The organism is Agrobacterium larrymoorei, assembly GCF_030819275.1.
Taxonomy (GTDB): Bacteria; Pseudomonadota; Alphaproteobacteria; order Rhizobiales; family Rhizobiaceae; genus Agrobacterium; species Agrobacterium larrymoorei_B.
Genome location: NZ_JAUTBL010000002.1, coordinates 2,586,521 through 2,597,500, shown reverse-complemented (window position 1 = coordinate 2,597,500; position 10,980 = coordinate 2,586,521). Strand labels below are relative to the sequence as shown.

Sequence of the window (10,980 nt, the reverse complement as noted above, 5' to 3'; positions counted from 1 at the left end):
AAGGCCAATCAAACTCGGAAATAGCTGGTTCTCCGCGAAATCTATTTAGGTAGAGCGTCGACCGAATACCCTCGGGGGTAGAGCACTGGATGGGCTATGGGGACTCACCGTCTTACTGATCCTAACCAAACTCCGAATACCGAGGAGTACTAGTCGGCAGACACACGGCGGGTGCTAACGTCCGTCGTGAAGAGGGCAACAACCCTGACCTCCAGCTAAGGTCCCCAAGTCATGGCTAAGTGGGAAAGGATGTGAGGATCCCAAAACAACCAGGATGTTGGCTTAGAAGCAGCCATCATTTAAAGAAAGCGTAACAGCTCACTGGTCTAAATAAGGGTCTTTGCGCCGAAAATGTAACGGGGCTAAAGCCATGCACCGAAGCTGAGGATACAACGTAAGTTGTGTGGTAGCGGAGCGTTCCGTAAGTCTGTGAAGGCGGACCCGTGAGGGCTGCTGGAGATATCGGAAGTGCGAATGTTGACATGAGTAACGATAAAGGGAGTGAGAGACTCCCTCGCCGAAAGACCAAGGGTTCCTGCTTAAAGTTAATCTGAGCAGGGTTAGCCGGCCCCTAAGACGAGGCGGACACGCGTAGTCGATGGGAACCACGTTAATATTCGTGGGCCTGGTGGTAGTGACGGATCTTGTGTGTTGTTCAACCTTATTGGATTGGTTGGGCGGCGAAGAGGTTCCAGGAAATAGCTCCACCGTATAGACCGTACCCGAAACCGACACAGGTGGTCAGGTAGAGTATACCAAGGCGCTTGAGAGAACTATGTTGAAGGAACTCGGCAAATTGCACGCGTAACTTCGGAAGAAGCGTGACCCTTTTGCACGCAAGTGTGATGGGGTGGCACAGACCAGGGGGTAGCGACTGTTTATCAAAAACACAGGGCTCTGCGAAGTAGCAATACGACGTATAGGGTCTGACGCCTGCCCGGTGCTGGAAGGTTAAAGGGAGAGGTGCAAGCTTTGAACTGAAGCCCCAGTAAACGGCGGCCGTAACTATAACGGTCCTAAGGTAGCGAAATTCCTTGTCGGGTAAGTTCCGACCTGCACGAATGGCGTAACGACTTCCCCGCTGTCTCCAACATAGACTCAGTGAAATTGAATTCCCCGTGAAGATGCGGGGTTCCTGCGGTCAGACGGAAAGACCCCGTGCACCTTTACTATAGCTTTACACTGGCATTCGCCAAGGCATGTGTAGGATAGGTGGTAGGCTTTGAAGCAGGGACGCCAGTTCCTGTGGAGCCATCCTTGAAATACCACCCTTATCTTCGTGGATGTCTAACCGCGGTCCGTTATCCGGATCCGGGACAGTGTATGGTGGGTAGTTTGACTGGGGCGGTCGCCTCCGAAAGAGTAACGGAGGCGCGCGATGGTTAGCTCAGACCGGTCGGAAATCGGTCGTCGAGTGCAATGGCATAAGCTAGCCTGACTGCGAGACTGACAAGTCGAGCAGAGACGAAAGTCGGTCATAGTGATCCGGTGGTCCCGTGTGGAAGGGCCATCGCTCAACGGATAAAAGGTACGCCGGGGATAACAGGCTGATGACCCCCAAGAGTCCATATCGACGGGGTTGTTTGGCACCTCGATGTCGACTCATCGCATCCTGGGGCTGGAGCAGGTCCCAAGGGTATGGCTGTTCGCCATTTAAAGCGGTACGTGAGTTGGGTTCAGAACGTCGTGAGACAGTTCGGTCCCTATCTGCCGTGGGTGTAGGAATATTGACAGGATCTGTCCCTAGTACGAGAGGACCGGGATGGACGTATCTCTGGTGGATCTGTTGTCCTGCCAAGGGCATAGCAGAGTAGCTATATACGGAATGGATAACCGCTGAAGGCATCTAAGCGGGAAACCAACCTGAAAACGAGTGTTCCCTATCAGAGCCGTGGAAGACGACCACGTCGATAGGACGGGTGTGGAAGTGCAGTAATGCATGAAGCTTACCGTTACTAATAGCTCGAGCGACTTCTTCGTTCCCATTGTTCATGCTCATCGAAGATGAGCATCATCTCTTCTGTCCTGACGCGCTTAGCGCTCCGGACGGGCCGCGCCACAAGCGCGACGACCGCTGGTCTGTATGGCTCCTTACTCAAACGCGAGAAAGGCAACACACAGACAGGTCGGAGAAAGACGTGTTGAAATTAAATGTGGCTTCGCCACCCAGCTTCTCGATACAACAGCACATGCAAAAGCATGTGCCAGTTGCGTTTCGCCGACCTGGTGGTTATCGCGGGGCGGCTGCACCCGTTCCCATTCCGAACACGGCCGTGAAACGCCCCAGCGCCAATGGTACTTCGTCTTAAGACGCGGGAGAGTAGGTCGCTGCCAGGTCTGCTAAACGCAACGAATAAATCTTCTCAAATCAAACTCCTCCGGCCAAGGCCGATACCAAAGGCCGCATCCAAAGCGGCCTTTTGCAGTTCTAAAGATTACTCGACATCCAAGTCGAACAAAGTCAACGCGGGGTGGAGCAGCCCGGTAGCTCGTCAGGCTCATAACCTGAAGGCCGCAGGTTCAAATCCTGCCCCCGCAACCAAACATCTAAGTCACCATCAAAACCCCGTAGCCACATGCTGCGGGGTTTTGACGTTTAAGGGAGGTGCGCTTCATCAAGCGGTGCTGGGATGTAGCCCACGCGTTCGGAGCGATATCCGCTATTCGGCAATGCCCTTCGAATAACCCGGCGAGTTGGTGCCGAAGAAATTGAAGCGTGACTTGTCCATGCCTTCCTGCTTGTACCTGACCTTGGCACCGGCGATGGTGGACTCAAATTCCTGACCAGCCGCGAGGCTTGCGGCGAGATCTGCCGTCGATGTCCGCTCGCCGATCAGCAGATGGATGACGGACACGGCCCTCTCGCTGAGGGTTTGGCGGGAGAGGGAAGAGCCGAAGTTGAGCTTCAAGCGGAAATAGGTCCACCGACCGTCCTTGTTGCCGCGGATCTGGATGAAGAGCGAAGGGGTGCGCCCAGTCTCGGGAAACTCCAGCAAGGAATTGCATTCCCATTCGCCGCTGGGCATCTGGGTGAATGTCGGAGGCTCTTTTTGCGACAAGTCCGCAAGGGCCTTACAGCGCGCCGCATCGAAATTGCGGATCGACATCCGACCTTCCTTTGCGGCAACCTGCTGAAAAGGCGCGGAATCCACCACTTGCGCCGTTCGGGTATCGCCCATCGTTATACCGACGAAGGATAAGAGGGCGACGATGAGCATTCTCAAAGGCTCCGTTTGTTGATCCGTGCGGCGGCCAGTGTCTGGTCAGAGTGTGCGCGCAACTTCCAAAGTGCCTCGCGACCTTTCAGATGCACGACAACTCCCATGGTTCGTCGCATGCCTTGACCAAAAAACCAACAAGAGTTTGATGAAGGCGCGCTCCCTGCAGCTGAAACATCCTGGCGAGTGGCGCGCATGTTCATGTCCAGACGGCGCACAGGCCTTTGCACACGGACGTCTTCATCCGTGATGAAGCGCCCTTTGCAAATCACCAATGCGCTTGACGCGCTGTTTGCGGTTGGAACCGTTGTTATGGGTGAGGGACTGCAGCATGAACTCACTCATGGCGACGAGTTGGAGCATGCTGTCACTGCTATTCTGATGGAGCGGGATCGTTAAACAGATGTCCGCGCTTTCCGGACCCCACTCGTAGAAGCGCGTGGTGATCAGGACTGTCTTGTAGCCGCCGCTTGCGGCTATTTTGGCAAGGCGCTGGATGGCGGGAAGGTTGCCGCCGCAGTCGATCAGGATCAGGAGCGTATCCTCAGGCTCCTCATCCATCAGTTCGATATAGGTAGAGCCGTCGCTCTGGAGATAGTGCACTCGCTCCCGACATTCGAGCAGCTTCATGTAGAAATACCGACAAAGGCCGAAGCTTTCCGCCGACGAGGCGATGAAGACGTTGCGGCTTTCGTTGATAGCGTCGAGTGCAGTCTTCCATACGGGCTGACCGGCGAGATCGTAAACGGCCTGCACGGCCTGAATCTGCTGCATCATCAGGCCCGAAAGCGGTGTCTGCCGCGGCTCCTTGCTCTCAGCAGGAGAGGCAGCGGCCGATGCTGTGACGCGCTCACGCAGGTGTTCGCGAATGTCGCTGAGCTGCCGGTAGCCGAGAGATCGCAAAAATCTGCCGACCGTCATCGGGCTCAAGCCCAGCTTTTCTGCCAGCGTCGCAGCCGTCTCGAACGGAAGCTCGTTCAGATGCTCCATGAGATATTTTGCGATACGCCGCTCCGCGGGTGTACCGGACTTCATCAACCGGGACAGATCGATCAATAACTTTTCCAACAACGCCTCATCACGTTTCTATCGGATGACCATTCAGTGCTTCGCGGGTTGAATGGTGGAGCAAGTGCTTCGTGACACATCCTATCCGCTTCGAAAGAAAAATACTATTTTTTCCCCGTTGTTTTTCATAGTTTAGGCGCGCCTTCTATTCAAGAGAAAGATAATTGCGCAGCCTTCATTCAAGTAACCGCTCATGCCTCGGTATTCTTGTGGAGCAAAGGCAGCCTCCTTATCTGTGCACGCAGGTAACACCCATAAGATGGAGAGTGGTTTGATCCTCGATGCAGCAAAACGCGCCTTTGAGAAACTGTTTGCTTCAGAGACGCGCTCGGTCTTCTGGGAGGTTCTCGGCCTCACCATTCTCGTGCTGATCGGTTTATGGTTCGCCATCCGCGGCCTGTTCATCTGGCTTGCATTGCCATGGCTCGATTCGCTTGTTCCCGGCATGCCGGATTGGGCTGGATGGATGAGTTTCGTCCTTGCGATTCTTGCAGGCATCGGCCTGGCGCTCGCGCTTGCGCTGTTGATCTCACCCGTCACCGCGGTAATTGCCGGTCTGTTTCTCGACGATGTGGCGGAGGTGATCGAGAGGGATGATTATGCCGGTGAGCCCATCGGCCGCGCCATGCCGCTGGGCGAAGCTGTGGTCTCCTCCATCAAGTTTTTCGGCATCGTCATTCTCGGCAATGCTATCGCGCTGCTCTTGCTGCTGGTGCCGGGCGTGAACCTGATCGCCTTCTTCATCGTCAACGGCTATTTGCTGGGCCGGGAGTTTTTCGAATTCGCCGCCATGCGCTTCCGCTCTCCAGAGGAGGCGCGGGCCTTTCGCTCAAAACACGCATCGACCGTGTTCATGGCGGGCCTGGTGATCGCAGCCTTTCTGGCGGTGCCCTTCCTCAACCTGCTGACACCGCTTTTTGCAGCATCCTTCATGGTGCATCTGCACAAGTCGATCAGCCGGAAGGACCCGTCATTTACGCTTCAATGGGTCGCGTCTCGCTCAGGCACCGATAAGCTGGGGCGGTAGTTCCACCAGCGGCGCGGGGATGTCCCAGGTCTTTTCCGGCGATTGACAGATATCGGCGATGATGCAGCGCTCGCATTCCGGCTTGCGTGCCTTGCAGCAATAGCGCCCGTGCAGAATGAGCCAGTGATGGGCGTGGAAGAGGTAGGGCTCGGGAATGATCCTGACCAGCCTGTCTTCCACCTCATCTGGGGTCTTGCCCGGTGCCAGCAGAATGCGGTTGGCGATGCGGAAGACATGGGTATCGACGGCGAGCGTGGGAATGCCGAAAGCCATGGACATGACCACATTGGCGGTCTTGCGGCCCACACCCGGCAGCAGCATCAACTCCTCGCGGGATTTCGGAACCTCGCCGCCGAAATTGTCGATCAGCATCTGCGACAGCGCAATGACGTTCTTGGCCTTGTTGCGGTAAAGCCCGATGGTCTTGATGTAATCGATCAGCCGCTCTTCCCCGAGCGCCAGCATCTTTTCCGGCGTATCGGCAATTTCAAACAGCGCTCTCGTCGCCCGGTTGACGCCGACATCGGTGGCCTGGGCGGACAGTGCGACGGCCACCACCAGGGTGAAGGGATTGGTGTGCTCGAGCTCCCCCTTCGGCTCCGGCCGCTGGATGGAGAATCGGCGGAAAATCTCGTTCAGCTCGTCTTTCGAGTAGGTGGTCTTCACGCGCTTTTGCCTGGGCTTCGCCGTTGAAATTGACTTTTTTGCTGTTTGGGTGCTGGATCGTTTCTTGTCGATTGTCATAACGGATCTACATGCGCGTTGATCAGCCGTATCGAGGAAGGCAGATGGAAATGCTCAACGATCAGCCGGTTTTTTCTGCCGAACTCATTCCCTATCGCTCGCTGGGGCGCAAGGGGTTTCGTGTCCTGCTGGTGATCTGCGGGCTCGTTGCAGTCCTCTATGGCGGCTTCTTCCTCGTTACCGGTGCGTGGCCGATCGGCTTCTTTCTGGGGCTTGATTTCTTGCTTCTCTATATTGCCTTTCGCGCAAACTACCGTGCCGCCAAGGTTAAGGAGCAGGTGGTGGTGTCTCGCGCCAACCTCTCCATCCGTAAATTTTCGCCGAAGGGAGAGGTGGTTGAACATCGGTTCAATCCGTTCTGGGCGCGGTTTCGGGTGCGCCGTCACGAGGAATTCGGTATTCTTTCCATGCATGTGTCGGGCGAAGGCCGGGTGACGGATATCGGCTCCTTCCTCAACCCGGATGATCGGGAAAGCTTTGCCAAGGCATTTCGCAATGCGCTGGCGACGGTGAAGCTCAAAATCTGATAGGTCTTGGCAAGAAACGGGTGGAGGCAGACGACAGGTCGTGGTCTTCTGATCGCTAAGGAGACATGCCATGAATGCCAATATCATGCTGAAAGAAGACATCACGCCGGTCGGCAGCGATTATGACATTGTGCGCCAGGTCATAGAGATTCTGACACTGGATTATCGCGACCAACCGTCATTGGACGATATCGCCGCAAGGCTCAACCAGTCACCCACGCAATTGCAGAAGACCTTTACGCGCTGGGCTGGATTGTCGCCGAAAGCCTTTCTGCAGGCCGTGACGCTGGATCATGCCAAGCGGCTGTTGCGGGAGGAAAATCTGCCGCTTTTGGAAACGTCCATCGAAGTCGGCATGTCGGGCCCAAGCCGTCTGCACGATCTCTTTGTGACCCATGAGGCGATGTCGCCGGGCGAATGGAAGATGAAGGGCAGCGGGCTGCAGATCCGCTATGGTTATCATCCATCGCCCTTTGGTCTTGCGTTGGTGATGATCACCGACCGCGGCCTGGCTGGCTGCGCTTTCGCCGATACGGGGGAGGAGACAGCCTGCTTCGAGGATATGGCGCGCCGCTGGCCGAACGCCATCTATGTGGAAGACAGCGCCGCGACCGCCCCCTATGCAGAGCGCATCTTCGATCCTACCCGCTGGAGCAGCGACCAACCCTTGCGCGTCGTTCTGCTCGGCACGGATTTTCAGGTGCGTGTCTGGCAGAGCCTGTTGAAAATCCCGATGGGCAGGGCCGTCACCTATTCGCATGTCGCGCAGGATATCGGCCAGCCGACGGCGTCACGCGCCGTTGGTGCAGCGATCGGTGCCAATCCCATCTCTTTCGTCGTTCCCTGTCACCGGGCGCTTGGCAAAAGCGGCGCACTCACCGGCTATCATTGGGGCATTACCCGCAAGCGAGCGATGCTGGGCTGGGAAACGGGGCGGGTGTGATTACGCCCCTTCAGCGGCAGTTTCAGGCGTCGCCAGCTCCATCAACGCCCGCGCCGCTGCCTCATCCGTGATCAGTGTGTTGCAGCCAATGCGCTTGATGGTGGCGCGGATGGCGGTGGCGCGGTGGGCGCCGCCGGAGGCGAGCACGATGTGCCTGGCCTTTTTCAGCGTATCGAGATCGATCGCCATGGCGTGATTGTTGATCGGATGATCGACGGAGCGCCCCTCGGCATCGATGAAGTTGAACATGGTGTCGCAGACGCAGCCCGCTGCGACCAGCTCATCCAGCGTCTGTTTGGAAATGAAACCTTCCGAGAGCGATGTGGAATGTGGACCGATATCGCCGCAGCTGACGATGGCGAGATCGAGGTTTTCGGCGAGCGCATAAAGCGTGCTCAGCCCGCATTTTTCGATCAGCGCCCGCTTGGTTTCGATGGAATCGACCAGGAGCGGGGCAAGAAACATGTAGCATTCCGCGCCTAAGGCACTGGCGAGCCGCCAGGTGTAGTCGAGCGGGTTGGTCTGGTGCACGGCGACGATCCCGCCAAGCAGCGAGACGACCTTGCAGTTTTCGCGCCGTGGCGGGCGGAAGCTGGAGAGCGAAGCGGTCATGGTGCGGCCCCAGCCGACACCGATGGTGGCATTGTCCGGCACGACTTCGGAGAGAAACTGCCCGAGCGCCAACCCCACGCCCTTGGCAACGTCTTCCGCCTTGTCCGAGCCGGTCGGGATGATCACCGCCTCGTCCAGGCCATAGGCTTTCTCCAAATGGATGGAAAGCGCGACGAAATCCTCGATGCCTTCATTGATCCAGATCTGCACGTCGGAGCGCTTCATCGCCTCATCAAGCAGGCGGATGACGGTGGAGCGGCTGATGCCGAGTTTTTCGGCGACATCCTTCTGCGTCATGCCCTGATTGTAATAGAGCCACGCGGCTCTCAGTCTCAGCGATGGTGCTTCGGAAAAGGCCGTATGGGTCTCTCTACGCAGTTTTGTCACTGTCTCTCGCCATGTTCTAAGCCATCGTCCGTTTGGGCGCAGTCTTGCGCGTGCAGTGATCGCCCATGCTGCAAAAGGGTTGCGATCTCCGGCTGTGCCACTCGCGGCCACAAACTTTTCTTGGGTGCAGTATTACAGACATGAAACTTATGTCAATTGCGATGGGCAAATGTCTTGACTTCCTGCCTTGGACTGCGCGATACTCCTCGCGAACAGAGTTCCCTTGTCGCCGTCTGTACGCTCACCCGTGCGGAACGAAATTCGATAGCGATGGTTTCCGAGACATTCACAAGGATTATACGGCATGACTTCCAAGCTTGATCAACTTCGCGCCATCACCACCGTGGTTGCCGATACCGGTGATATCGATGCGGTGGCCCGTCTGAAGCCGGTGGATTGCACCACCAACCCGTCCATCGTCCTCAAGGCGCTCGGTACGCCAGCCTTTGCGGAGACTGTGAAGGAAGCGGTTGCCTGGGGTCGCAAGCAGGGCGGCAACGCCGACGGCGTGATTGCCGCGGTGGCCGATCGTCTGGCGATTTCCGTCGGTGCAGCCCTTGTCGATCTCGTTCCGGGCCGCGTCTCCACCGAGGTGGATGCCGATCTCTCCTTCGACACGCAGGCATCGATCGCCAAGGCGCACAGCATCATTGCCGCCTACAAAGAGCGCGGCATCGAGCGCGACCGCATCCTCATCAAGCTTGCCTCCACCTGGGAAGGCATCAAGGCGGCGGAAGTGCTGCAGGCGGAAGGCATCGATTGCAATCTGACGCTTCTCTTCTCGCAGGCCCAGGCAATTGCCTGCGCCGAGGCCAAGGCATTCCTCATCTCGCCCTTCGTCGGCCGTATTCTCGACTGGTACAAGAAGTCGACCGGTGAGACCTACACCGCCGAGACCGATCCGGGCGTGCTTTCGGTCCGCCAGATCTACAATTACTACAAGGCCAATGGCATCTCGACCGTCGTTATGGGCGCCTCCTTCCGCAATGTCGGCGAAATCGAAGCGCTGGCCGGTTGCGACCGCCTGACGATCAGCCCGGCCCTTCTGGAAGAGCTGGACAAGGACACCGGTACGCTGGAGCGCAAGCTGTCTCCCGACAACGCCAAGGCTGAGCCGCTTCAGTCGCTGGACGAGAAGACCTTCCGCTGGCAGCTCAACGAAGACGCCATGGCGACGGAAAAGCTCTCCGAAGGCATCCGCCTGTTTGCCAAGGATCTGGTGTCCCTGCGCGAAATCGTCCGCAAGGAACTGGCCGCCGCGTGATGGCAAAGGGCCGGGAACCGAATCGGCGCCCGGTCGTTTTATTGGTATAAGATCTCCAGTCTTGAAGCGCGGCTGTTCCCCCTGGCAGTCGCGCTTTTTCTTTGCGTCCTCCAGATGAGATTTCACGAGATGGCAAGGCGCGGCGTTGTCCAGCGGCTCAGATACGGATCAAAGCGGTATGACCATAGTGGATGCTGGGGAACTGAGGGCCGCGCGTCACAGGCGTTATATTGAATGTTGTCACCGCGCGTGCTGATGAGGCGCTCTCTCTGAGGAAGACATCAGGCAGGGCGCAAGTGGTTGCCGCACGCCACGGCGACGCGGGTGGACGATTCTTGCGTAAGGACATTCGGTGGAGAGCACCCAGTGTCTTACTGTCCGGCAACCACTTCCGAGATCGCTCGGGCCGTCTCGCGGATCAGGGTCAGACACTCCTCCTCCTTGGGCGCCGCTTCGTTGAGCGAGCCGATATAGGGACAGGTGACGACGGCGAGCGCCGTTCCGTCGAGGGTCAGGATCGGGGCGGAAATGTTGCGCACGCCGGCCGTTTGCAGGCTGTTCATGCTCTCATACCCTTGAGCCTTTACCTGTTGCAGCCGTTCGCGCAGGTTTGCGGGCAGCTCTTTTTCATCGCCACGCAGCTGTTCGGCAATCATCAACTCTTGGTGGGTCTCGTTCTGGAAGGCCAGAAGGACGTGACCGGAGCCGGTGTTGAAGAGGCTCATCTGCGCGCCGACGCGGATGGAGAGCGCCCAGTAGGTGGACGATTCCTGTTGCGCGATGACGACCACCGAGCCGCGATCATAAACGGCCAGATGACAGGCCTGCTGCGCTTTGGCGGAAAAATCTCGCATCATCGGTGCGGCGAAGGAGACGAGCCGCCGGACCGGCTGGTGGAAATGGGCGAGCCCGAACATCTTCAGAGTCAGGGTAAAGCGATCTCCATCCTGGCGCTGCACATAGCCGCGGCGGACCAGGCGATCCAGCATGCGATAGAACTCATTCGGGCTCTTGCCGAGCGCCTTGGCGATTTCCACCTGGGTCAGCCCGCCATCGGTGCGGGCCAGAAGCTCGAGAATATCCAGCCCCTTGTCGAGCGCCGGTGCGCGGTATCTATCGCTATCGTCTTCCGTCATCGGGCCTCTATTGATTGCAAGCTGGCTTGACGGTCTATGAATACACCGTTTACA

9 protein-coding genes, 1 tRNA gene and 2 rRNA genes (1 of these 12 running past the window's edge) are annotated in these 10,980 nt (G+C 57.5%); 7 read left to right on the top strand and 5 right to left on the bottom strand.

Going from position 1 to position 10,980, the window contains the following annotated elements:
* The 3 genes from QE408_RS21230 to QE408_RS21220 all read left to right on the top strand — a co-directional run.
* Positions 1 to 1,980: ribosomal RNA gene (locus QE408_RS21230) — 23S ribosomal RNA — on the top strand (it extends 1,051 nt beyond the left edge of the window).
* Between the two features lie 242 nt (positions 1,981 to 2,222).
* Positions 2,223 to 2,337, top strand: a 5S ribosomal RNA gene (rrf, locus tag QE408_RS21225).
* Positions 2,338 to 2,465: 128 nt separating this feature from the next.
* Positions 2,466 to 2,542, top strand: a tRNA-Met gene (locus tag QE408_RS21220).
* Between the two features lie 118 nt (positions 2,543 to 2,660).
* On the opposite strand, the gene QE408_RS21215 is transcribed toward QE408_RS21220, so the two are convergent.
* Positions 2,661 to 3,218 carry a DUF6030 family protein gene (locus QE408_RS21215; protein WP_306934464.1) on the bottom strand — a complete coding sequence of 186 codons (558 nt, stop codon included), beginning with the start codon at positions 3,216 to 3,218 and terminating at the stop codon, positions 2,661 to 2,663.
* Positions 3,219 to 3,458: 240 nt separating this feature from the next.
* A complete protein-coding gene (locus tag QE408_RS21210; protein WP_306934463.1) occupies positions 3,459 to 4,286 on the bottom strand; it encodes a MurR/RpiR family transcriptional regulator in 828 nt (275 codons plus the stop codon).
* Between the two features lie 271 nt (positions 4,287 to 4,557).
* On the opposite strand from QE408_RS21210, the gene QE408_RS21205 reads away from it, so the two are divergent.
* Positions 4,558 to 5,313, top strand: a complete 756-nt coding sequence (locus tag QE408_RS21205) for a sulfate transporter family protein (protein WP_306934462.1) — start codon at positions 4,558 to 4,560, stop codon at positions 5,311 to 5,313.
* Here the strand turns inward: QE408_RS21205 and nth are convergent.
* Complete coding sequence (gene nth / locus QE408_RS21200; RefSeq protein ID WP_306934461.1) at positions 5,287 to 6,057, bottom strand: endonuclease III; 771 nt, start codon at positions 6,055 to 6,057, stop codon at positions 5,287 to 5,289. The genes QE408_RS21205 and nth overlap by 27 nt on opposite strands.
* Positions 6,058 to 6,101: 44 nt before the next feature.
* Between nth and QE408_RS21195 the strand changes: the two genes are divergently transcribed.
* Positions 6,102 to 6,584 (top strand): DUF2244 domain-containing protein, encoded by a 483-nt coding sequence (locus QE408_RS21195; RefSeq protein WP_306934460.1) that lies wholly within the window; start codon positions 6,102 to 6,104, stop codon positions 6,582 to 6,584.
* Positions 6,585 to 6,654: 70 nt separating this feature from the next.
* Positions 6,655 to 7,527 carry a bifunctional helix-turn-helix domain-containing protein/methylated-DNA--[protein]-cysteine S-methyltransferase gene (locus QE408_RS21190; protein ID WP_306934459.1) on the top strand — a complete coding sequence of 291 codons (873 nt, stop codon included), beginning with the start codon at positions 6,655 to 6,657 and terminating at the stop codon, positions 7,525 to 7,527.
* On the opposite strand, the gene QE408_RS21185 is transcribed toward QE408_RS21190, so the two are convergent.
* Positions 7,528 to 8,526 (bottom strand): sugar-binding transcriptional regulator, encoded by a 999-nt coding sequence (locus tag QE408_RS21185; protein WP_306934458.1) that lies wholly within the window; start codon positions 8,524 to 8,526, stop codon positions 7,528 to 7,530.
* A gap of 304 nt (positions 8,527 to 8,830) precedes the next feature.
* Here QE408_RS21185 and tal point away from each other — a divergent pair, with 304 nt between their 5' ends.
* Entirely contained in the window at positions 8,831 to 9,790 is a 960-nt protein-coding gene (gene tal, locus QE408_RS21180; protein ID WP_306934457.1) for a transaldolase, read from the top strand.
* Between the two features lie 371 nt (positions 9,791 to 10,161).
* On the opposite strand, the gene QE408_RS21175 is transcribed toward tal, so the two are convergent.
* The gene (locus tag QE408_RS21175; RefSeq protein ID WP_306934456.1) at positions 10,162 to 10,926 is read right to left on the bottom strand and encodes an IclR family transcriptional regulator; all 765 of its coding nucleotides are present in this window, start codon (positions 10,924 to 10,926) and stop codon (positions 10,162 to 10,164) included.
* Positions 10,927 to 10,980: the final 54 nt, after the last annotated feature.

Bases quoted from the DNA above. Each gene is read 5' to 3' on its own strand.
- QE408_RS21215 (WP_306934464.1), bottom strand. From the start codon at position 3,218: ATGCTCATCGTCGCCCTCTTATCCTTCGTCGGTATAACGATGGGCGAT.
- nth (WP_306934461.1), bottom strand. From the start codon at position 6,057: ATGACAATCGACAAGAAACGATCCAGCACCCAAACAGCAAAAAAGTCA.
- QE408_RS21195 (WP_306934460.1), top strand. From the start codon at position 6,102: ATGGAAATGCTCAACGATCAGCCGGTTTTTTCTGCCGAACTCATTCCC.
- QE408_RS21190 (WP_306934459.1), top strand. From the start codon at position 6,655: ATGAATGCCAATATCATGCTGAAAGAAGACATCACGCCGGTCGGCAGC.
- tal (WP_306934457.1), top strand. From the start codon at position 8,831: ATGACTTCCAAGCTTGATCAACTTCGCGCCATCACCACCGTGGTTGCC.
- QE408_RS21175 (WP_306934456.1), bottom strand. From the start codon at position 10,926: ATGACGGAAGACGATAGCGATAGATACCGCGCACCGGCGCTCGACAAG.